The sequence below is a fragment of the Roseibium algicola genome, assembly GCF_001999245.1.
Lineage (GTDB): Bacteria > Pseudomonadota > Alphaproteobacteria > Rhizobiales > Stappiaceae > Roseibium > Roseibium algicola.
In genome coordinates, this window is sequence record NZ_CP019630.1 from 3,812,549 (window position 1) to 3,835,176 (window position 22,628).

The 22,628-nt window shown below is 60.6% G+C and carries 20 protein-coding genes; 4 read left to right on the forward strand and 16 right to left on the reverse strand.

What is annotated here, in order from left to right; all coding sequences use genetic code 11:
- Position 1: 1 nt before the first annotated feature.
- From B0E33_RS17615 to B0E33_RS17630, 4 genes are all read right to left on the reverse strand, one after another.
- Positions 2-805, reverse strand: a complete 804-nt coding sequence (locus B0E33_RS17615; protein WP_077291913.1) for an ABC transporter permease — start codon at positions 803-805, stop codon at positions 2-4.
- 63 nt (positions 806-868) lie between these two features.
- On the reverse strand, positions 869-1,864 hold the full coding sequence (locus B0E33_RS17620) for an ABC transporter substrate-binding protein (RefSeq protein WP_031270345.1): 996 nt from the start codon (positions 1,862-1,864) through the stop codon (positions 869-871).
- A gap of 39 nt (positions 1,865-1,903) precedes the next feature.
- The gene (locus B0E33_RS17625; protein ID WP_077291914.1) at positions 1,904-2,968 is read right to left on the reverse strand and encodes a LacI family DNA-binding transcriptional regulator; all 1,065 of its coding nucleotides are present in this window, start codon (positions 2,966-2,968) and stop codon (positions 1,904-1,906) included.
- A 169-nt stretch (positions 2,969-3,137) separates the two neighbouring features.
- A complete protein-coding gene (locus B0E33_RS17630; RefSeq protein WP_077291915.1) occupies positions 3,138-5,279 on the reverse strand; it encodes a TonB-dependent receptor domain-containing protein in 2,142 nt (713 codons plus the stop codon).
- 281 nt (positions 5,280-5,560) lie between these two features.
- Here B0E33_RS17630 and B0E33_RS17635 point away from each other — a divergent pair, with 281 nt between their 5' ends.
- From B0E33_RS17635 to B0E33_RS17650, 4 genes are read left to right on the forward strand one after another with little or no spacing between them, the layout of a single operon-like run.
- Positions 5,561-6,634: a hemin-degrading factor gene (locus B0E33_RS17635; RefSeq protein ID WP_439126694.1), complete on the forward strand. Its 1,074-nt coding sequence runs from the start codon at positions 5,561-5,563 to the stop codon at positions 6,632-6,634.
- Positions 6,631-7,530 (forward strand): heme/hemin ABC transporter substrate-binding protein, encoded by a 900-nt coding sequence (locus B0E33_RS17640; protein ID WP_167579555.1) that lies wholly within the window; start codon positions 6,631-6,633, stop codon positions 7,528-7,530. The genes B0E33_RS17635 and B0E33_RS17640 overlap by 4 nt, the downstream gene beginning before the upstream one ends.
- Positions 7,530-8,672: a FecCD family ABC transporter permease gene (locus tag B0E33_RS17645; protein WP_206051372.1), complete on the forward strand. Its 1,143-nt coding sequence runs from the start codon at positions 7,530-7,532 to the stop codon at positions 8,670-8,672. Before B0E33_RS17640 ends, B0E33_RS17645 begins: the two co-directional genes overlap by 1 nt.
- A 9-nt stretch (positions 8,673-8,681) precedes the next feature.
- The gene (locus B0E33_RS17650; protein ID WP_077291917.1) at positions 8,682-9,509 is read left to right on the forward strand and encodes a heme ABC transporter ATP-binding protein; all 828 of its coding nucleotides are present in this window, start codon (positions 8,682-8,684) and stop codon (positions 9,507-9,509) included.
- 31 nt (positions 9,510-9,540) lie between these two features.
- Here B0E33_RS17650 and B0E33_RS17655 read toward each other — a convergent pair whose 3' ends face one another.
- The 12 genes from B0E33_RS17655 to B0E33_RS17710 all read right to left on the reverse strand — a co-directional run bounded on the left by B0E33_RS17655 (position 9,541) and on the right by B0E33_RS17710 (position 22,621).
- Entirely contained in the window at positions 9,541-10,080 is a 540-nt protein-coding gene (locus B0E33_RS17655) for a TlpA family protein disulfide reductase (RefSeq protein WP_031270351.1), read from the reverse strand.
- Between the two features lie 150 nt (positions 10,081-10,230).
- On the reverse strand, positions 10,231-11,742 hold the full coding sequence (locus B0E33_RS17660) for a mannitol dehydrogenase family protein (RefSeq protein ID WP_077291918.1): 1,512 nt from the start codon (positions 11,740-11,742) through the stop codon (positions 10,231-10,233).
- Between the two features lie 3 nt (positions 11,743-11,745).
- Entirely contained in the window at positions 11,746-12,519 is a 774-nt protein-coding gene (locus B0E33_RS17665; protein ID WP_062487354.1) for an L-iditol 2-dehydrogenase, read from the reverse strand.
- The gene (locus B0E33_RS17670; RefSeq protein WP_055656185.1) at positions 12,516-13,520 is read right to left on the reverse strand and encodes an ABC transporter ATP-binding protein; all 1,005 of its coding nucleotides are present in this window, start codon (positions 13,518-13,520) and stop codon (positions 12,516-12,518) included. The genes B0E33_RS17665 and B0E33_RS17670 overlap by 4 nt, the downstream gene beginning before the upstream one ends.
- 11 nt (positions 13,521-13,531) lie before the next feature.
- Positions 13,532-14,362 (reverse strand): carbohydrate ABC transporter permease, encoded by an 831-nt coding sequence (locus B0E33_RS17675; protein WP_023003159.1) that lies wholly within the window; start codon positions 14,360-14,362, stop codon positions 13,532-13,534.
- A gap of 3 nt (positions 14,363-14,365) precedes the next feature.
- The gene (locus tag B0E33_RS17680) at positions 14,366-15,238 is read right to left on the reverse strand and encodes a carbohydrate ABC transporter permease (RefSeq protein WP_031270353.1); all 873 of its coding nucleotides are present in this window, start codon (positions 15,236-15,238) and stop codon (positions 14,366-14,368) included.
- A gap of 95 nt (positions 15,239-15,333) precedes the next feature.
- Positions 15,334-16,644: an ABC transporter substrate-binding protein gene (locus tag B0E33_RS17685; RefSeq protein ID WP_031270356.1), complete on the reverse strand. Its 1,311-nt coding sequence runs from the start codon at positions 16,642-16,644 to the stop codon at positions 15,334-15,336.
- A 164-nt stretch (positions 16,645-16,808) separates the two neighbouring features.
- Positions 16,809-17,765, reverse strand: coding sequence for a sugar-binding transcriptional regulator (locus B0E33_RS17690; protein WP_023003162.1), 957 nt, complete (start codon positions 17,763-17,765; stop codon positions 16,809-16,811).
- A 1-nt stretch (position 17,766) separates the two neighbouring features.
- A complete protein-coding gene (locus tag B0E33_RS17695; protein WP_208993473.1) occupies positions 17,767-18,447 on the reverse strand; it encodes an HAD family hydrolase in 681 nt (226 codons plus the stop codon).
- 195 nt (positions 18,448-18,642) lie between these two features.
- Entirely contained in the window at positions 18,643-19,311 is a 669-nt protein-coding gene (locus B0E33_RS17700; protein WP_023003164.1) for a DUF1523 family protein, read from the reverse strand.
- Positions 19,308-20,675 carry a DUF6638 family protein gene (locus tag B0E33_RS17705; protein WP_077291920.1) on the reverse strand — a complete coding sequence of 456 codons (1,368 nt, stop codon included), beginning with the start codon at positions 20,673-20,675 and terminating at the stop codon, positions 19,308-19,310. Before B0E33_RS17705 ends, B0E33_RS17700 begins: the two co-directional genes overlap by 4 nt.
- The gene (locus tag B0E33_RS17710; protein ID WP_077291921.1) at positions 20,672-22,621 is read right to left on the reverse strand and encodes an AAA family ATPase; all 1,950 of its coding nucleotides are present in this window, start codon (positions 22,619-22,621) and stop codon (positions 20,672-20,674) included. Before B0E33_RS17710 ends, B0E33_RS17705 begins: the two co-directional genes overlap by 4 nt.
- Between the last annotated feature and the right edge of the window lie 7 nt (positions 22,622-22,628).

The following is a 22,628-nucleotide window of genomic DNA, read 5'->3' on the forward strand; positions in this document are numbered from 1 at the left end:
GTCAGCCTCCCGCCGCAACCGTCGTTCCTGCAAAACTGCGGGCGATGTAAAGCAGGGCCCAGGTCACAAGGCCAAGCATAACGGACAGGGCTGACGCCATGGCGATGTTCGCCGACAGGGTGAATTCGGTATAGATCACCATCGGCAGGACATCGATATTGGTTGCCAGCGTGAAGGCGGTTCCGAAGGCTCCCATGGCGGTGGCAAAGGCGATTGCACCGGCGGCAACGAGGGACGGGGCAAGACCGGGCAGGATCACGTCGATGAGAATGCGCCACGGCGATGCGCCCAGGGTGCGGGCGGCTTCTTCCAGCGCGGGGTCGAGTTTTTCGACCGCGGCCATCACCGTCAGCAGGACGCGCGGGATGGAAAAATAGAGATAGCCGAGAAAGAGGCCTGTCAGCGAATAGGCGAACACGATGTGTCCGGGCAATAGCTGGTTGAACAGCCCCTGGCGTCCTCCCAGGAGGATGATCAGGAAGCCGATGACGACGCCCGGAAAGGCTAGCGGCAGGGTCAGGACGGAAAGCAGCAGGCCGCGTCCGATAAACCTGTTCCGCGCCAGGAACAGGCCGGCGGTGGTCGCCAGAGCAAGCGCGGCAAGGCTGACCGCCAGCGACACCAGCACCGTGTTGACCAGCGTTTCAAGATATCGAGGCGTTTGCAGGATCTGCAGGTAGATGTGCCATCCGGCTTCTGATTCAAAGGAAGCCTGAACCAGGCGCACCAGCGGCAGAGCCAGAAAAGCGAGGGCGAATACCGCCAGCGGTACAAGGCAGGCGGTCACGAATGTTCTGTCGGACATGAAGAATGCCTTCGGGAAAACGGGCCGGAACGCCGATGCGCTCCGGCCCGCAAGGTCAGGATTTTATTTGACTTCGTTCAGGTAACGCTCACCGAAACCGGCCTGGGCGCGTTCCATGTGGGCATAATCGACAGCAACCGCGCGCTCGTAGTCGCTTGCAGGCAGGAACTTCGCGGCGACTTCAGCCGGCAGTTCCACCGGGCGGGACGGCTGCAGGTAGGCATTGGTCCAGATCGCCTGGCCTTCGTCGGACAGGATGAAGTCCAGAACCTTCTTGCCGGCTTCTTCATGCGGGGCGCCTGCCACCAGGCTCATCACGTAGGGAACGCGCACGGAACCTTCGCACGGCAGCACGAACTCGAAGTTGCCGTCTTCTTCGTATTTGCCGCGATAGGCGTTGAAGTCATAGTCGAAGAGGATCGGGATTTCGCCGGAAACGACGCGCGCGAAAGAGGTCTGCTTGGGAACGATCGGATCGTTTTCGGCCAGTTCCTTGAAGTAGCTGATGGCCGGATCGAAGTTCTCCAGATCGCCGCCGAATGCCAGGTTGACGGCAACCGCTCCCGCATAGCCGACAAAGGCGGAAGACGGATCAAGATAGCCGACCATGCCGCGGTATTCCGGCTTTTTCAGATCGGCGAAGCACTGCGGCACCGGTGCGCCGCCGAGCGCGTCGACATTCACGAACATGCCGAGGGTACCGTAGTGAACGGCAAACCACTTGCCTTCCGGGTCCTTCAGACCTTCGGGGATGTCATCGAAACCGGCCGGCTTATAGGCGGTGACGACACCTTCGTTGCCGGCCTTGATTCCAGTGGTCACGCCGTAATAGGCAACGTCGGCGACCGGCGCGGCCTTCTCGGCCAGAAGCTGGCTGAGGGTCTGGCCGGAATTCTTGTTGTCATGCGGCATGGCAATGCCGAGCTTCTCATTGATGGCTTCCAGCATCGATGCCCAGTCGGCCCATTGCGGCGGGCAGTTGTAGCAAACGGCATCTTCGGCCTTTGCCGGCACGACGGCCGCCATTGTCATGGCCAATGCGAAAAGTGTACGTTTCATGTCAGTGACTCCTGAAGCGATCTCAAGCAGGTCTCGGGGTTACTCATTGGATGGCAGGGAAGTGGCAGCTTCTCTGCCATCGGCTTTTCCGGGAACGGGAGGGCCAAGGCTGCCTCCCGCGCGGAAACTGAATGTGGCGGCTGCGGACGGCAGGTCGGGGGTGGGCCGGTCCAGCAGCCTTGCCAGCACGGAATGGACGGCGCCCTGACCCATGGTGCGCGGATCTGTTTCGACCGTCGCCAGATGAGGGTCGACCAGCAGTCCGGTGGAAATGCCGTCAAAGCCGACCAGCGACAGATCGTCGGGAATACGCTTTCCAAGTGCGCGTGCGGCCTTCATGGCGGCAAGGGCGAGAAAGTCGTTCGACGCAAAAATTCCGGTCAGGGCCTGATGTTCGGCCAGAAGCGTGCCGAGCAATTCCAGAAGGGTGCCGTCCTGCTCCTCGATTTCCAGAAGAAGCGGGTCTGCCATGCCGAACTCGCGGCATGCGGCGGCAAATCCTTCGTAGCGCTCACGCGAGCGGTCGGAGCGATGGAACCGCAGGGCCAGAAAACCGGTTTGAACGTGCCCCTGGCTGTGAAAGGCCCTTGCGACTTCACGCGCGGCGGCGCGGTTGTCGACGGCCCACGCGGGCAAGCCGAAAGAAGAGCGGTTATAGACGAGGCAGCAGGGAAGGTTCCGATCCCGGATCAGCTCCAGAGCCTCGCTGTCGGCCGCATTGTTGACCGTCAGGACCAGGCCGTCGACCTGTTTGGCAATCAGGGTGCGTGCGGCCTGAAGCTCCAGCACTTCGTCGTATTCCGAACATGCCAGAATGAGCTGAAAGCCTTCGCGGTGGGCTTCCTGCTGGGCAGCCTGGACGACTTCGGCAAACACGGGATTGGCGAGAGAAGGGACAATGCAGCCGAGTGTCTTTGTCGAGCTGCTTTGCAGGGACCGGCCAAGCGCGCTGAATTCGAAGCCGAGTGCTTTTGCTGCCGAAAGAACCTTCCGGCGGGTGTCGGCGCTGGCGGAGCCGGTGCCGTTGAGGACGCGGCTCACCGTTGCAATGCCGCAACCGGCCTGCTCGGCAACATCCTTGATCGTCGGCGGACGCGATCTCACCCTTGGCTCCTTCAGTCTTGGAAACGTTTCCAACACTGAATACAGGGTGTCGATGTCACTTTGATGAAAGCGTTTCCAGAAGGGAAAGGGAGCGCTTTTCGATGCGCAGTCGTCAGCCGCAACCGGGCTTGAAACCCGCCGCCCGCGGGGACAGGCGGCGGGTCTTGGATCAGAACTTCTTGGCGAAGCTCAGCTTGAAGCTGCGGCCTGCACCTTCGTCTTCACTCAGGTGGTTCCGGTACGACTTGTCGAACACGTTGTCGACGTTGAACCGGACCTCACTGTCCGCCATGAAACCGTCGGTCGGTTTCCATGCCGCATAAAGGTTATGCAGCACGTAGCCTGCGGTTTCCTGTTCGTCTGCGCCTACACGGTCCTGGGCGGCGTAGAAGTCGCCCTTCCAGCCGAAGTCGAGGTTCCACGGACGGTAGACGTAGCCGATCTTGAGGAAGGCGCTGTCGGCGGGGACGGCATTCATGTAGCCGCCGGTGCTGACGTTGTTGCCCCGGATCAGCGAGGCGCCGAGAGATCCGTAGATGCTGTCTGTCCAGTAGGAGGCTTCCAGCTCAAGCCCTTCGTAACGGGCTTTCGGAATGATTTCCGTCACCACCGTCGAACCGTTCCAGTAGCTGGCGTAGTAGTTGGTGACGTTGTTCCGGAACGCCGTTCCCTTCAGGCGGAAAGCGTCACCGCCCATGATCAGGTCATCAAAAGAAAAGGTGACACCGGCCTCGAAGTTGTTCGACAGTTCCTTGTCGAGATCGTTGACGACGTAGTTCGAAAACACCTCGTCGAGGGAGGGCAGACGCTCGGTGTGTGCGACGGAGCCGAAGACGCCGAGCCATTCGGACATCTTGATCATGGCTGCAAGCTTTGGCGAATAGCCGACGGCGCTCTTTTCCTCGTTCAGGTTGATGGTGTTGCCGCTGCCGTCCACGTAGCTGCCGACAGACACGTTGCTGTAGTCGATCCGCATGCCGGGAATGAGGGTGATGCGGTCGTTCCACACCAGTTCGGCCTGCGCATAGCCGCCGACGTTGACCGTTTCGCCTTCCGGGTGAGACCCTGAACCACTGCGCACATAGGTGCCAAAATCACGCGGATTGCGACGCTCCTGGTACTGGCCGTCGATGCCGGTCGTGACATAGGCCATCCAGTCTTCGCCCAGCTGGAACGTTGCGACGTTGTCGGCCTTACCCTGCCAGGTCTCGTAGGAATATTCGGAATTGAAGCCGAACGGATAATAGCAGGTCGGCGGCGCGGGCGCAGGGGCGTACTGGGCGCAGATCTGATCCTGGTTTTTCTGCTCGACACGCGTGTCGGACCAGCTGAACTGGGCCTTCACATCAAGCAGATCGTTTCCTGAAAACCCGTTTGCATAACCGACAATCGCGGTCTGATCCGTCACTGTGCGGTCGACATCGCCAAAGTCCGGACCCCAGGCAATCTGGTCGTAGTTCTGGTCGTCCTCGTCACTCGACCAGTTCTGGTAACTTGCGAAAACGGACTGGTCTTCATTTTCCCCGAAGGTGTAACGGGCCTTGATGAGACCGTTGATGGAGCTGAAATCCGTGTCCGGGACCTCGTTGCCCTGGCCATCCGTAATGTCCTGAGACTGTCGATAGTTGAGGGCGCCGAGCAACTCGAGGTTCTTGACCGGCTCCGCCGCAACGATCGCGCTGCCCAGCCAGCCGTTGCCGTTCGAATCCCAGGAGGTTTTCAGCCGGCCGCCGATCAGGTCACCCGGATCGAGGAAATCGCTGGCATCCTTTGTGGTGAAGGTGATCACACCGCCCATCGCCCCGGCGCCATAAAGGGTTGATGATGCCGGACCACGCAGGACTTCGATCTGTTTATAGAGTTCCGGATCGGAGAAGAACGACCCCATCCGGTACTGTTCGAAAAACTTGTTGACCCCGTCTACCTGCATGATGATCCGGGTCTCGTCGCCGGAAAGAGCTTCACCGATACCGCGGATATTGATGCTTTCGCCGAGGATCGAGTTACTGCCGATCGGCGTGACGCCCGGGATCTCCTGGAAGACGTCTCCGATCGAGCGCGGTTGCAGGTCGTCGATGGCTTCCTGGTCCAGCACGGTGACGGCCTGAGGAGTGTCGATCGCGACTTTGGGCACGCCGGCGCTGACCACGATCTGTTGTAGCTGCGACACCGGTTGATCCTGTCCGGCAACGGGTGTCGCCGGTGCTGCATCCGCTACTGCATCCTGTGCAGCCGCCCCGCAATTAAAAGCCAAAACCCAAAGGGCAACACCACCCATCAAGCGGGTGTTGCCGGTCTTCTTGAGCCCCATAAAAATTCTCCAAGAGTGCGCGTTGTTCGCGTCCTTTTCGCTGCCTCTCACACAGCGTTTTAAACATGAGTCAGTGACTCAGGTATTGTGTTCCTAATGAAATATGAATATAGGAGTCAAGTATTAGATTGCGGTCGCCGAGGAAAAGCGTCTCTTTGGAATGATTCAAAAATTCCTAATAATCTCAGTAATTTACGTTACGGGATGATGAGGCGGGAAACTGAGCGCGGGCTGCAGGAAGACCATAGCGATTGGGGACAGAACTCATGAATGCCGATCAGATCTCCTCTGAAACCAGGCAGAGCGCAGCCGACATCCGGGCGGCACGCGCGGACAATCCGAAGATGCGGGAGCGGGATCTGGCGCAGATACTCGGCATTACGGAAGCGGAGCTGGTCGCCAGCTTCGTGGGTCATGGCGTGCGCCGTATCGCGCCGCGTTTCGAGGATCTGTTTCCGGGGTTGCAGACCGTCGGCACGGTCATGGCACTGACGCGCAACGAGAGCGCGGTGCACGAGAAGATCGGCCCGTTCGAGAAATTCGTGAACGGCAAGCGGGCGGCCCTGATGCTGGGCGAGCAGATCGACACGCGCATGTTTCCGGCCAATTGGGTGCATGGCTTTGCGGTCGAAAAGGCTGACGGCAACGATGTCCGCCGGTCACTGCAGTTCTTCGATGCCCATGGTGATGCGGTGATGAAGATCCACACCCGTGCGGAAACGGACCTGGATGCGTGGAACACTCTGGTTGAAAAGCTCGTGCTGGACGACCAGACGTCGGATGTGTTGCCGCAAGTGAGCGAAGCAAAACCGTTCAGCCGAAAACAGGCATCCGAAGGAGCTGAAGCGATGCTGCGCGACCGCTGGCAGGCGATGACCGATCCGCATCAGTTCCACGGACTTTTGAAGGATCTGGACCTCGACCGGGTCAGTGCCTTTGAACTGGCGGGCGATGCCTGGGCCTGGCCGCTCGACCGTGGGGCGGTGCCGGCCTTGTTGCGCCTTGCAGCGTCGGAAAACATCCCGATCATGTGTTTTGTCGGCAATCGCGGTTGCATTCAGATCCACTCCGGGGCGGTGGCAACGGTGATGGATCGGGGCCCATGGATCAATGTGATGGACCCGACCTTCCATCTGCATCTGCGGACCGACCACATCCACGAGGTCTGGGCCGTGCGCAAACCGGCGGATGTCGGCCATGTCACGTCGGTGGAAGCTTATGACAGCGACGGACAGCAGATCATCCAGTTCTTCGGTGTACGTGTTGAAGGCAACCAGGAACGGTCCGATTGGCGTGGCCTTGCCGAAAACCTGCCGAAACTGGATCGGGCGGTAAAGCTGGGAGCAGCGGAATGATCGGGTCTCTTTCGCGTTTTTCCGGCGTCTCGGCGGCTGTCGCGCTGACCGTCGCAGCCCTGGTCCTGCACGGCAAGCCACTGTTTGCGGAAGGCACGGGCAGTCCGGACAGCAGCAATGTTGTCGCCATCGGTGGTTCGGTGACGGAGATCGTCTACGCCCTGGGTGAAGACAAGAGGTTGATTGCCCGCGACAGCACCAGCATTTTCCCGGCGGAAACGGCAAGCCTTCCGGATGTCGGGTACATGCGCGCGCTGTCCCCGGAAGGTGTGCTCTCCGTCAATCCGGAGCTGATCCTGATGCTGGAAGGCAGCGGGCCGCAGGAAACAGTGGACGTGTTGCGCAAGTCCGGTGTGGCGATGGCGGATGTGCCGGAGGCATATACCGCCGAAGGCATCATCAAGAAGGTGCGTGTCGTTGGTGAAGTGCTCGGCGTCGAGGCGAAAGCCGATGCTCTTGCGGGCAAGCTTGAACAGGATCTGGCCGAGGCGCAACGTGCTGCTGAAAGCCGGACGTCAGGCGTTCGTGTCCTCTTCGTCCTGTCGACAAAGGGCGGGCGTATCCTTGCCGCCGGATCGGATACGGCGGCCAACGGCATACTTGCGCTTGCCGGTGCTGAAAACGCGACGTCCGGCTTTTCCGGCTACAAGATCCTCAGCGACGAGGCGATCGTCAGTGCGGCACCGGACGTCGTGCTGATGATGGACCGCCACGGCGACGGCGAAGACGCAACGAGCGGTGATGCGGTGTTCGATCATCCGGCCGTGGCGCAAACGCCGGCAGGGAAGAATAGGCGACTTGTCCGCATGAACGGGCAGCTCCTGCTGGGGTTCGGTCCGCGCACTGCAGAAGCCGTCCGTGAATTGTCGACCCGTCTGGCGGATACGGCAAGCTGATGGCACTGATGAGCGATACGGCCTTGCCCGCCAGAAAGGGACGGATTTCCTTTCTCCTTGGGCTTGCCGACCTGCAGCGCGGAGACAGGGCTCCGCTCGCGCGGGCCGTCATTGTGCTGCTCGCCGTGCTGACATGTCTCGTCGTTCTGGGAAGTCTTGCCATCGGCCCGATCTCGATCCCGGTTCTGGAGCTCCTGCCGCATGTGCCGTCCTATTTCGCGGGAGCGGGAGAGGGCGTGCCACAGGGCGTTTCGCCAAGGGACTGGATCGTGCTCATGGATATCCGCCTGCCGCGGGTTACGCTGGGAGCGCTCATCGGAGCGGCCCTGGCGGTGTCCGGCGCCGTGATGCAGGGGCTGTTCCGAAACCCGCTTGCAGATCCGGGCATTGTCGGCGTTTCGGCGGGGGCAGGTCTGGGCGCTGCCGCGTTCATCGTTCTCGGAAATACCGTACTGGCGCCGGTGATGGCGCTTCTGGGTATCTATGCGGTCCCACTGGCAGCCTTTGCGGGCGGCCTCGTCACGACGCTGCTTCTTTACAGGATCGGCACGCGCGGAGGCATCACGTCAGTTGCGACATTGCTGCTGGCGGGCATTGCGCTCGGTGCGCTCACCGGTGCGATGACAGGGCTATTGGTCTATGTGGCCGATGACCAGGAGCTGCGCGACCTGCAGTTCTGGGGACTTGGGTCGCTCGCGGGATCCAACTGGCAGAAGGTTGCTTCCGCCGCGCCAATCATTCTCACCATGCTGGTCTGCGTACCGTTCCTGGCACGCGGTCTCAACGGTCTGACGCTTGGCGAAGCCGCCGCCTCGCACATCGGCATCAAGGTGCAGCGGCTCAAGAACCTCAGCATCCTGCTGGTGGCGGCGGCAACCGGCGCCTCCGTGGCTGTCAGCGGCGGCATCGGTTTTGTCGGCATCGTCGTGCCGCATTTGCTTCGTCTCACAATCGGTCCCGACCATCGCTACATGCTGCCGGCCGCAGCGCTTCTTGGCGCCTGCCTGCTGATAGCCGCCGATACGCTGGCGCGCACCATCGTGGCACCGGCGGAAATGCCCATCGGTATCATCACCGCCTTTGCCGGTGCGCCCTTCTTCCTCTGGATCCTGCTGCGCAAGCGCGGCCTCACAGGTCTTTAGGGTGTGGTCATGTTGCACAGGACAATTGAAAATGGCACGGCGCTGGCACCCGATCTTGTTGTCGAGCAGGTGTCTGTTTCGGCAGGCAAGACCCGGATCGTGCAGGACCTTTCCTTTCACGCAAAGGCAGGGGAAGTGCTGGCGATCATCGGGCCAAGCGGTTCCGGCAAGACGACCTTGATGAAGGCAATGACCGGTGAACTGCCTTATTCCGGCGGGTTAACGCTGGCAGGGCTGGAGGTCGGTGGCCTGTCACCGGAAGTGCTTGCCGCCATGCGCGGGGTGCTGCCGCAGGCAAGCCAGATTTCCTTTCCGCTGAACGTGGCTGAAGTGGTCGGTCTCGGCCTGACCTCCAGCCGCCGGGAGCGGACCTTCCGTGCCCGGCGCATTGCCGAAGCCCTTGCGAAAGTCGGCCTGTCGGGGTTCGAAGGGCGAAGTTATCAGGAACTGTCCGGCGGCGAGCAGCAACGGGTGCAGCTCGCACGGGTGTTGTGTCAGGTCTGGGACCCGCTTCCGCAAGAAGGCCTGCCGCATTGGTTGTTCCTGGACGAACCGGTCTCCAGTCTCGACATCAAGCACCAGGTCCAGATCATGCAGCTTGCAGCCGGTTACGCCAAGCGTGGTGGCGGCGTCGTCGCCGTGATGCACGACCTCAACCTGACCGCTGCCTTTGCCGACCGGGTGCTGGTCATGCAGGGGGGGCGCCGTCTCGCCTTCGGTGCGCGGGACGAGGTCATGCAGGCGGAGTTGTTGTCGAAAGCCTATGACTTTCCGCTGGAAATCCTGACACGTCCGGGTGGTGGGCGGCCTGTCATCGTGCCGATGGACAACGGCTGAGGGTCTTTCACGCTGCTGATGTTCGACGTGGTCAGGTGGTCTTCAAACTGCGCAGCGCGGAGATCATTTCCTCTGAATCCCACACCCGGTCGCCAATAGCGGCGAGGGCAACCTTGCCGGTGCCATCGAGGACGTAGGTCACCGGCAAACCGCGCAGGAACCAGGTGCTCGGCATGGCCTTGTCCGTGTCCATCAGGACGGTGAGACCATCATGGTCGATCTCATCCAGAAAACCTTCGATCCGGTCCTGCCGGTCACCTACGTTGACGGCGAGCACTGCAAAGCCTTCGGGGCCGAGTTCCCGGTTGAGACGCGCCAGACCCGGCATTTCCTTCCGGCAGGGCGGACACCATGTCGCCCAGAACGATACAAGCAGGATCTTGCCGGAATAGTCGGCAAGCGTGTGGACGGTGCCATCAAGATCGGGAAGGTCGAGTTTGGGTTCGATTTCGAAGGCCGGTTCGGCCAGACCAAGTCGGAAGAAGTCGTTGCCTGCCGCAAACACCGTTCCCGGCAGCAATGCCATTGCCGCACTGCCGGCCAGAAGGTCCCGTCTGTTCAATTGTCTCATGCCCGTAATCCCGCCTTACCGCTTTCCGTCGTGCAGGCGAAGGTCAAATCCTCGTCTGTCAGTGACATCAAGGTAAGCGGGACAGGGCAAATTGAAAGGCAAATGGGATCACATTGCGCACACGGTGGCGCGAGTGTGATCCCTCGTTTCCTAGTGGGCGTTCGCCTTGAGGGTGGCCGCGCCTTTGTCGAAGCGGCCGTCGAGGTAGGCTTTCAGCGTTGCGGCCACCCCATCTTCAGCGATCATGCCTGCGGCGTAGCTGAAGGCTTTCAGGAAGGTTTCGTCGGAAGCGAGCCCACCGAATAGCTCCGGCATTTCGATGCGCGCAGGCTTGTCGGCGTAAACGCCTTGTGCCCAGGCCTTCAGGATGTCGGCGTTGTTGTCCTCGATGACATGCGGTTCTCCAGCCTCGTTGTGACCGAGGCAGTAACGGCACCAAAGAGCCGTTTCGAGCGCAAGGCCGGCCACCGACAACCCCTTGTCGAGGCGGTCCTGGATAGAAGGCAGGATAAACTTCGGCTGGCGGTTGGAGCCGTCAAGGCAGAGACGGGGGATCGTGTCTCCCACCGCCGGATTGGAGAACCGGTCCATCACGGTGCTGAGATAGGTCTCGAAGCTGACCCCCGGAATTTCCGGAACGGTCGGCAGGATCTCGTCTTCTTCCAGCTTTTTCAGGAAAGCGCAGATCAGTGGATCGGCCATGGCGTCATGGACGAAGTAATGTCCCAGCAGCGCACCCGGATAGGCGATGGTCGCATGACCGCCATTTAGAATGCGCAATTTCATCAGCTCGTATGGAGCGACGTCCTCGACGAATTCGACGCCGACCTTTTCAAGTGCCGGGCGACCGGCCGGGAAATGATCCTCCAGCACCCATTGGCGGAAGGGTTCGCAGACGACAGGGGCCGCATCGGTCAGGCCGAAGCGTTCCTGAACCAGGTGGCGTTCGCGGTCGCCGGTCGCGGGGGTGATGCAGTCCACCATGCCGTTTGGAAAGGCGACGTTGTCGGCAATCCAGCTTCCGGCTTCCGGCGACAAGGCCCTGGCGAAACCGGCAACGGCCTGTTTCGCCATATGGCCGTTTTCGGGCAGGTTGTCGCAAGACATCACGGTAAAGGGTTCAAGGCCTTTGTCGCGGCGGGCCAGCAGGGCGGCGACAAGCACGCCGAACACGGTCTGCGGCGCATCCGGTGAGGCGAGATCCGCCTGGATTTCCGGATGATTGACGTCGAAGCCACCGGTGTTCGGCTCGACGAAATAGCCGCCTTCGGTGATCGTCAGCGAGACGATGCGGATATCGGGTTCGCCAAGGCGAGCGATCAGCGCCTTGGGATCCACGTCGACGAAGTCGATCATGGCGCCACAGACCTGCGCGCTGAGGCCTTCCGGGTCGAGCTCGACCACGGTCGTCAGCCAGTCCTGGGCTTGGAGGCGTTCACGCATGGTCTTGTCGTAGGGCTTGAGGCCCGCGCCGACGATGGCCCAGTCACGGCCTTCGCCGAGATCGAACAGCTTGCTCAGGTAGATGGCCTGATGCGCGCGATGGAAGTTGCCGACGCCGATGTGAAGGATGCCGGGGGTCAGGTCCGACCGGCGATACGCCGGTGCCTTGACGGATTCGGGAAGAGAAGAGAGCACAGTTTCACTTAGGTTCTGGGTCATTGGTCAGCTCATCCAGTTGCCGCCATCGACGTTGTAAGTCTGCGATACGATGTAATCCGCGTCTTTCGACGCCAGGAAAACAGCCATGCCGGTGAGATCTTCGGCGGTGCCCATGCGGCCGAAAGGCACCGCGGCTCCGACCGCTGCCTTCTTTTCGCCGGGCTGCAGGCCTTCGTATTTCGCGAACATCGAATCCACATGGTCCCAGTGCTCGCCGTCGACGACGCCGGGGGCGATGGCATTCACGTTGATGCCGTGTTCGATCAGGTTGAGACCTGCCGACTGGGTCAGGCTGATGACCGCTGCCTTGGTGGCGCAATAGATGCCCACCAGCGCTTCACCGCGCCGGCCTGCCTGGCTGGCCATGTTTATGATCTTGCCGCCCTGACCACGCCTGATCATCGACTTTGCCGCGGCCTGCATCATGAACAGGGTTCCGGAAACGTTGATGTCGAACAGGCGCTGGTAGCTGTCGCGGGTGATCTCGACAATCGGTGCCAGATCGAACAGAGCCGCGTTGTTGACCAGGATGTCGAGCCCGCCTGTCTTCTGCTCCACGGCGGCGATGGCAGCGTCGATCGACGACTGGTCGGTGACGTCCAACTGCACGGCATAGGCATTCGGGCCGATCTCACTGGCCGCCGCTTCTGCGCCGGCCAGGTTGATATCGGCAATCGCTACCCGGGCGCCTTCCTCTGCAAACCGCGCGGCAAAGGCCTTGCCGATGCCCCGGGCCGAACCCGTGATCAGCGCGGATTTTCCTTCAAGTCGGCTCATGCAATCCTCAGGCCCTGGTTGTCGAAGCGGTGGATCTTGTCAGGAGCCGGGGTCAGGTGAACGGTGTCGCCATGACGGAACCCGATCTCACCGGACGAGCGCACGGTGATCGGTTCGTCGACGCCTTCCATATCGACATAAAGGAAGGTGTCGGAGCCGAGATGTTCCGAGACACCGACCTTTCCGACCCATTTGCCGTCGCCTTGCGAGACGGTCAGATGCTCCGGGCGGATGCCGATCGTGGCGGCATCGTATTCGGTGGCGAAGGATCCCATCAGGAAGTTCATCTTCGGCGAGCCGATGAAACCGGCCACGAACTTGTTGCGCGGCGTATGATAAAGCTCCAGCGGCGAGCCGACCTGCTCGATCTTGCCTGCCTGCAGCACCACGATCTTGTCGGCCATGGTCATGGCTTCCACCTGGTCGTGGGTCACGTAGATCATGGTCGTCTTGAGGGACTGGTGCAGTTCGGAGATCTCGAGCCGCATGTTGACACGCAGCGCCGCATCCAGGTTCGACAGGGGTTCGTCGAACAGGAAGGCAGCCGGTTCGCGCACGATGGCACGGCCGATGGCAACACGCTGGCGCTGACCGCCGGAAAGCTGACCCGGACGACGGTCCAGGTAATCCGTCAGGTTCAGCACCTTGGCAGCGGCGGTCACCTTGGCGTCCTGCGCCGCCTTGTCGATGCCGGCCATGCGCAGCGGGAAGGCGATGTTCTTGCGCACCGACATGTGCGGATAGAGCGCGTAGGACTGGAACACCATGGCAAGGCCACGTTTTGCGGGCGGCACTTCGGTGGCGTTCTTGCCGTCGATGGTGATGTCACCGGAAGAGACATCCTCCAGGCCTGCAATGAGACGCAGGAGTGTGGACTTGCCGCAGCCGGACGGACCGACGAACACCACGAACTCGCCGTCGTCGATCTGCAGGTCCAGCGGCGGGATAACCTGAACGTCGCCGAAGCTCTTGGTAATCTGCTTGAGGGTTATCTGACCCATGTTCAGGTCTCCTATTTAACCGCGCCGAAGGTCAGGCCGCGCACGAGCTGTTTCTGGCTGAACCAGCCGATGATGAGGATCGGGGCGATCGCCATCGTCGAGGCAGCGCTCAGTTTTGCGTAGAACAGGCCTTCCGGGCTGGAATAGCTGGCAATGAAAGCGGTGAGGGGGGCGGCGTCGACCGCCGTCAGGTTCAAGGTCCAGAACGCTTCGTTCCAGGACAGGATGATGTTCAGCAGCAGGGTCGAGGCAATGCCGGGCACCGCCATGGGTGTCAGCACGTAGATGATCTCGGACCACAGCTCCGCACCGTCCATCCGCGCGGCTTCCAGGATCTCGCCGGGAATTTCGCGGAAGTAGGTGAACAGCATCCAGACGATGATCGGCAGGTTGATGAGGGTAAGCACCATCACGAGGCCGACACGCGTGTCGAGGAGACCGGTATCCCGGAACAGGAGATAGATCGGGATCAGCACGCCCACCGGCGGAAGCATCTTGGTGGACAGCATCCACATCAGGACGTCCTTGGTGCGCTTGCCCGGCACGAAGGCCATTGACCAGGCCGCCGGTATCGCGATCAGCAGACCCAGAAGGGTGGAGCCGAAGGAAATGATGACCGAGTTGGAGAAGTGCCGGAAATAGTCCGAACGCTCCTGGACCGTACTGTAGTTTTCCAGCGTCCAGTCGAAAAACAGGAAGCTAGGAGGAGACGCAATGGCTTCCGCTTCCGTCTTGAAGCTGGTCAGCACGGTCCACAGGATCGGGAAGAAGATGGCGATGCCGACGGCCCACGCACATACGGTGACGAGAGCCTTGCGGCGGTTGGAGACTGCGCGCGCCATGGGTCAGGCCTCCAGGTTCTTGCCGATCATCCGCATCAGGAAGATCGCAACGATGTTGGCGAGGATAATGGCGACCACACCGCCGGCCGATCCGCCGCCGACGTCGAACTGCAGCAGCGACTGGGCGTAGATCAGGTAGGTGAGGTTGGTCGAGGCATAGCCCGGACCGCCATTGGTGGTGACGAGAATTTCCGCGAAGACCGACAGCAGGAAGATCGTCTGGATCAGGATCACAACGGTGATCGAACGCGCCAGGTGCGGCACCATGATGAAGACGAAGCGGTTCAGGAAATTGGCGCCGTCCATTTCGGCCGCTTCCAGCTGTTCGCTGTCCAGCGACTGCAGGGCGGTAAGCAGAATGAGCGTCGCAAATGGCAACCACTGCCAGGCGACGATCAGGATGATCGAGAACAGCGGTGCATGCGAAAGAAAGTCGAACGGTTGCAGCCCCAGAAACTTCGCAAAGTATGCGAACAGGCCGTTGACCGGGTTCATGAACATGTTCTTCCACACCAGCGCGGAGACGGTGGGCATGACGAAGAACGGGGCAATCACCAGAATGCGCACGATCCCCTGGCCCCAGAAGGGCTGGTCGAGCAGCAGGGCCAGCAGCACGCCGCCGACAATGGTGATGAGAAGGACGCCGCCAACGAGCAGCAGGGTGTTCTTCAGCGCTGCAAAGAAAGCCGGATCGGTGAGGAAGAACTCGTAGTTGGTCCAGCCGGTCCACTCTTCCATTCCCGGAATGAGCAGGTTGTAGCGCAGGAAAGAGAAATAGAGGGTCATCGAGAGCGGGATGATCATCCAACCCAGCAGCAGCAGAACTGCCGGAGAGATCATCAAACGGGCCGCCGCCCGTGAATGTTGGGTAGCCATGATGCGACCTTTGCTCGGTCAGAGCCAGAGCTCACGCGGAACAGAAAGGAGGAGACCGGCGGGACGGGCAGGCACCCGCCGGTCCGCGAAGGCTTCTACTTGAGGTAACCGGCCTTCTTCATTTCGCGTTCAGCGGTCGCCTGGGCAGCAGCCAGTGCAGCGTCCGCATCCATCGAGCCGGCAAGAGCTGCCGAGAATGCCTGGCCGACAACGGTTGCCATGCCCTGGAATTCCGGAATGGCGACGAACTGCACGCCGACATACGGAACCGGATCGACGGTCGGATTCTGCGGATCAGCGGAGTTGATGCTGTCCAGCGTCATCTTTGCGAACGGAACTTTCTGGTACTCCGGGTTCTCATAGAGAGACGTACGGGTTCCCGGGGGAACGTTCGCCCAGCCTTCTTCGGCTGCAACCAGCTCCAGGTATTCCTTGGAAGTTGCCCACTCGATGAACTTCTTCGCAGCAGCTTCCTTCTGGGTGCCGGCCGGAATGGCCAGCGACCATGCCCAGAGCCAGTTACCGCGTTTGCCGAGGCCCTTGTCCGGTGCCAGAGCAAAGCCGACCTTGTCAGCAACCTGGCTGTCCTTCGGGTTGGTCACGAAGGAGGCCGCCACGGTGGCGTCGATCCACATGCCGCACTTGCCGGTCTGGAACAGGGCCAGGTTTTCGTTGAAGCCGTTGGAAGAAGCGCCCGGAGGGCCTGCTTCGTTCATCACGTCGAGATAGGTGGTAAGAGCTTCTTTCCACTGCGGTGTGTCGAACTGCGGCTTCCAGTCCATGTCGAACCAGCGGGCGCCGTAAGAGTTCGCCATGGCCGTCAGGAACGCCATGTTTTCACCCCAGCCGGCCTTGCCGCGCAGGCAGATGCCATAGACTTCGTTTTCCTTGTCCGTCATTGCCTTGGCGGCTTCGACGATAAAGTCCCAGGTCGGGGCTTCCGGCATTTCCAGGCCGGCTTTTTCCATCAGGTCCTTGCGGTACATGACCATGGAGCTTTCGCCGTAGAACGGTGCTGCAAAGAGCTCGCCGTCGACGGTCAGGCCGCCACGGATGGCCGGCAGGATGTCGTCCGCGTCGTAGCTTTCCGGCAGGTCGTTCAGGGAAACGAGCCAGCCCTGCTTGCCCCAGATCGGAACTTCATAGGTGCCGATGGTCATGACGTCGAACTGACCGCCCTTGGTGGCGACGTCAGTGGTGACGCGCTGGCGGAGAACGTTCTCCTCCATGGTCAGCCATTTGACTTCGATGTCAGGGTTCTTGTCGGTGAAGTCCTTCGTCAGACCCTGCATGCGGATCATGTCGCCGTTGTTCACGGTCGCGATGGTGATTGTTTCTGCAGATGCGGATGCGCACAGAGCCGCCATTGCACATGCGCTGAGGAGCGCACGGGTATGAAATGCCATATTTTCCTCCCAAGCGAGATTGGGCATTTGCCATTCTTGCGGGCAAATATTCGCTCCAATTCGCACCCCGAGTCAAGATGTGAATTGCCTAAAACAAAAAAGGCTTCTCGCTGCACTGCGAAAAGCCTTTAAAATTCATATAGTTATTTATATTGGGAAATCGCTCAGAGCTTGAGCAATTGCTCAGCCGTCGTCTCGTTGGTGATCAGGCAATTGACAAATTTGCCGTTCAACGCTCCCAGCATGGCCGGCACCTTGCCGTCGCCCGCCGCAATTCCGTAAACCGGTTTCTCTCCGGCCGGCAGCAGGGGGGCACTGGCTACCAGGTCATTGGTAAGTCCTTCGACCAGCGCGCCTTTTCGGTCGTAGACCCAGCTAGTGATCTCGCCGATGGCACCGGCTTTCTCCAGTGCGCGCATTTCGTCGTGACTGACGAATCCGTCGACCGTCAGTGGTGCAGTCGGTCCCATGTTGCCGATACCCACGAAAGTAACGTCCGCCTGCCGGATGAGATCGAGGATATTGTGCACCGCTTCCTGGTTATGCAGCAGTTGCAACTCCTCGCGGGAGCGGGCGAAGACGGGCAGCGGCATCGGGTAGTGCCGGGCATTGATGCGGTCGGCAAGCCGGATGATGACGTTGTAGGCCGAGGCCGAGCCGTCCGACATCATGTTGCCCAGAAGCGAGACGATGCGGTGCTGCGGACAGTCCATCATCGGCAACTGATCCACCGAGGCGCGTAGGGTGCGGCCCGTGCCGTAGGCGATGATCTTGGGTTTCTGGGAGCGGAAATGACGTTCCATCTCGGTGGCGGCCGCCTGGGCAATGCCGACCGTGGAGGACGGGGCATCCGGGTCGCTGGGAACCACTTCGCAGCTCTGCAGTCCGAAGCGTTCCGTCAGGCGGGTGCTCAGTTCCATGCAGTTGGCGATCGGGTGGTCGAGCCGCACCTTGATCAGTCGTTCACTGACTGCAAGCGAAACCAGCCGCTGTGCCGATTGGCGGGACACGCCGAGCTTGCGGGCGATCTCGTCCTGGGTGTTGCCGGCAACATAGTATAACCAGCCGGCGCGGGCGGCGTCATCGAGACGGGATGCCTCGGCAGGAATTTTCTGTTTCATCTTAGTTGCCGTTGTTCTTCAGATCCGGCCTAAGCTGAAAGAATTCGCCGAAAGATGCAAACAGTTGCGCGGCACCCGCAGTGGCAGTGGCCGAATTCAGAAGGCCGGAAAGGTGCGAACCGCCAATGAAACGGTAGACTTCCATACCGGCGGCAAGCCCTGCCTTGATGCCGTTTTCGCTGTCCTCGATCACCAGGCAGCGCTCCGGTGCGACACCATGTTTTTCCGCCGCCAGCAGGAACAGGTCCGGCGCGGGTTTGCCGTGAGCGACTTCGGAAGCCGTGGTGGTCCGGCCGGCAAAGAGATCCGTCAGCCCGGTTATCTCCAGCGATCTGGCGAGCCGCGGCGGGCTGGAACTGGTCGCAAGGCAATAGTCCACGCCAAGGTTCTCGATCACCTCCCGCACGCCGTCGATCGGTCTGAGCTCCGCTTCAAAGGCGCTGAGAAGGCTTGCCCGGTAGGCGGTTTCGAATTCCGGCGGCAGGTCGACACCGAATTCCTTGCGGATCTGCTGCAGGACAACCGGATAGCTTCGACCCAGAAAATGGTGAGCGACGTAGTCCATGGTGATGTGGACGTTCCGCGTCGCCAGTTCTGCCACCAGCATGCGCGCGCTGATGACTTCGCTGTCGATGAGAACACCGTCGCAGTCGAAGATGACTAGGTCGATTGGCTGATTCAAACTCGGGGTTCCTGCCGATTGGAAAGTTAAAACGAACGACCTCATCCTGAGGAGGCGCGCAAGCGCCGTCTCGAAGGATGGGCCGCTTGCTCAGGAGTATGAAGCCCAACCTTCGAGACGGACCTGGCGGTCCTCCTCAGGATGAGGGCGGTGCAGAGAGCACGGCCGACAGAGAGGCACGCCGTTCCGGTCCCGTCAACCGAACCAGCGCTTCAGCCATCGGCGGAAGCCGCTCGTGGCTTCGCTCGCGCGGCGATGGGCGCTGGCGCGGGCCTGCTCGGCGCTATCGCCGACATCGTCCATGAAGTCGTCGATACCGTCGACCACCGGGTCGATCCGGCGTTTCTTGAAGGCGTTGACGGTCTTGATGATCAGATAGGCGAGAGCGACAAGCACCACGACGAACAGGATATTGAACCATGGGATCAGGAAGACATCCGGCCCGGAGACAACCTCGATGCTGATGGCATTGGGAAAGATCGTGAACAGCTCCACACGCCAGCCATAGTGGGTGACGGCGATCCAGACATCATCGCTTTTCTTGGCCAGATCCTGCGCCTGGGCGGTGATGTTGCTGCTGTCGAACTTGAAATAGGGCGGCCAGCCCCAGTCGGTGTCTTCGTTGCGATAGACCCTTGGCTTGCCGTTCGGCCAGACCGTATTGATGAAGCGGACGTCCCGTGTCCAGTTCTTGTTGGTACCTGCATCGGGGGCGGCCCAGAAGAGCGACGAAGCGCCGATGTCCATGCGCTTGACGTCGGTGCCGACGATCCGAACCACATCACGTCCCGGCAACGTGTAATGGAGGAAGGCGACAAGGATCAGCAGGAGCGGAATGCCGATTATCCATTTGATCCACTTCATTGTACCCCGTCCTCGCCGTCTTGTTCTCCGGGGATTGCACCCCACGGCCCCATGTTCCTGCCGAAGCCGTAGTCGGCCTGGTCTTCTTCCGCCATGGCGGCCTCCGGTCCGAACAGTTCCAGCCGCGTGCCGACCTTGTCGACCATATATTCCTCCGCAAGGAACTGGACCGCGTAGTTCTTCTTGGCTTCGCTCCAGCTTCGGTAATGACCGTAGAATGCGTCCTTGTGACAAATGAAAAGCTGGCGGAAGTCAAGCGGCGTCAATTCGGACAGCAGCATGTTGACCAGGTTCTTGTCGCGGTGATTGCGCGAGCGAAGCAGGTAGAAATAGGCCGCGTTTTCCGGTTCGACCCACAGCTTGTCGTCTTTCAGCTCCAGCCTGTGCACGATGTCGTTGAGGGCGTGATATTCCGCGGGGAGCTGCTGGTGATACTTGCGTCTCAAAGCGCGCAGGTCACGCCGCGAGACGTCCGACAGATCCTCGCCCTGGCTGGCGGCCGTGTCGATGACGATGAAGTCCAGTTTCTGTTTCAAAAGGCTCTTGGCGATGCTGCCGCCTGCATCGAGGATAGGCTCCACCAACTGGTTTCGATTGAGGAAATCGGCCACCTCGTAGCGGTCTTCCAGGCTGAAGAGGTGCTTCACGGGCAGGTCGACGACAATGTCCATGCGCCTGGAGGCGATGCATGCGGTTTCCTTCACATCGCGAAAGATGTAGAGGCCGCCGAAATGGGAGGTATGGAAATTTCCCTGCTCATAGCTTTTCGAACTGATCGCCAAGGGGGTGCGGATGATGTCGCCGGTGTGCTTGGAAAGCTCGATCATGTCCGCGATCAGCACATCGTCCCACCAGCCGTCGGGCTCGCTCATGAACGCTTCGATCTTGTCGGCCAGTTCGTCACCTGCTTCGGAATGCCCGCCGACGGTGTCCGCCTCCACCTCGATCGCCCTGATATAAAACAGGTCCTGCGGCGAGGTGATGGAATAGATCGAGTTGACCAGTTCACCGACGACGCAATCGCGGATCGACAGCGCAAAGAGCTGTTCCTCATTGTCCTCGATGAAGCGTTTCAGGATCGAACGCGACGTGGAGAACCGCGCGTTCAACAACGGTGCGGTCTTCTGTTCGATCGACAGCAGAATGAACTGCCGATTGCAGCCGTGCGGATTGAGGTAGTGGATGTCGTCCAGCTCGTCGCCGATCTCCGGCGAAAATCCGGAGATATCGACGTGAAAGGCCTCGAGCGCCGTTCGCTTGCCGGTCAGGTGTTCCAGCGCGCGGTTGTAGCGGGCCACCATGGACGGTGCGGAGACCTCGTAGAGGTTGCCGAACATCAAGCCATGTTTGACGAGCCTCATCATGTGCGCGTGATTTCCATGTAGCGGCGCTTGGCTTCTTCCATGCGCTGCATCTCGCGCACGGCATTCTCGATGGCAACCTCGTCCGACTTGTCCGCATAGCGGAATTCGCTGTCCGCGTAGCGGTTGATTTCCTGGATGACCATGTCGACGGTGATCGGCTGCGCCAGGTCGGCGATCATCGCCTTCTTGGTCTCGTAGTCCTTGAACAGGAACAGTTCCGGATCTTCCATCCAGGCATCCGGCAATTCGAAGTCCATCGCCCGCACTTTCACGGCATCGGTGATGTTCTTGATCGCCCGGCCGGTGAAACGTTCGTCCGCTTGCTGGATGGCCTTCAGGTAGGTCCCGAGCTTGGCGATCGTGTCCAGGTCACCGATTTCAGCTCGCACTTTGTCGAACACCTTCGTCAGCGCATCTTCCTGTGGCCGGGAGTGACGCTCGTAGGACGCCGCAACGGCCTTCTTCAGGGCCTGGGCCTCGAAAAGATCATGGTCGCCGACTGGGATCGAGTGGTTCTTGCCCATCAGCAGATGCAGGATGTCGATGTAGTCCTCGCGGCTTTGCGGGCCGTCGACCAGAAAGCGGGCGCCGGCGCGCTGGCGCAGGGCGTCATCGACGTTCTCCGGATAGTTGGAGAACATGCCGAACGTGCAGTTGCCGCGCACCACAGTGTTGGCACCGGCAAAGCTCTCCATCAGGACCGCTGTAATTTCGAGCTGGCCGGCAGAGGACTGGCGATCGCCGCGCTTGCCGGCAAGCTGGTCTATGTCGTCGATGGTGCCGAAACCGATCACATTCGGGTCGGTGACATTGCGGATGAAGGCCTTGGCATTCTGGGCAGACTTGCCCTGGTAGCTGTCGATACTCTCCGTGGAGAGGTTCTGATAGCGGAACGGATAGCCGGCGACCTGGCAATAGTCGTTGACCATGCCGGCCATCATCTGGATCAGGGTTGTCTTGCCGGTGCCCGGCTTGCCGTCGCCCATGAAGGTGAAGATGAAGCCGCCGAGTTCCGCGAACGGGTTGAGCTTGCGGTCGAAATCGTAGGCCATCAGCATCTTGGCAAGCTTCATCGCCTGGTATTTGGCGATGTGGTTGCCGACGACTTCTTCCGGCTTCTTGAACGCCATGGCGAGCGTGGTCGAGTGCGCGCGTGCAGAAGGCGTGAAGCCGGTAATCTCGAAATTGTCCGCTTCCACACGGTAGCGGCTTTCCGAGAACGCCTGCAGCACGCTGACGCCTTCCGCGCGAAGTGTCACCTTTTCCATCAGCTGTTCGCAGAAGGACGTCACCAGGCCGATCAACTGGGCATCGGTTTCAATCGCGGCAGCGGCAATTTCCTGGTCCAGCTCCCAGAGAACACCATGAAGGGCGAGCTGGTCGTTGTCGAAAAGGATTTCCTCGACGTCGCCGCACTGGACTTCGGTTTCACCGGTTTCGGCTGAGAGCCCCGACAGGAGGAAGTCCGTCATGTTGGCAAAGACGTGCAGCGCAATCATGGCCGTTGCCGACAGAAGTTCCTGGAACCGCATTTTCTGCGAGGCGTCCAGCGTTCCGGCAAGGTTGGCGCGCTTTAGCTCGGCAAGGCCGGTCCGGTCGGCAAACTGGTCGGACGTTACCTGGGCGACAGCCAGCGCTCGGCGCAGGGACCGCAGAACGCTCGCCTGAAGCGGGGTGGTCAGAGCATCGTCGTCGCATTCCAGAATGCGGTTTGAAAGCTGCACACCTTCGGGACGGGCCGTGGAACGGGTGACGAGGCCGGGCGTCGTGGAGCGGAACCGCCGGCGGGCGCCAAGGCCGGGTGAACGGTCCTGTGCAACGGGCGCATCCGACTTCTTGGCGATCCGCGGGGTGTGGTCGAAGCCCTGGAGCATTGCTTCCGCAAAGGCGTATTTCTCGCGGATCTTGTCTTCTTTCAGTTCCATGAGGTCGTTGGAAAGGGTCACGCGAAAA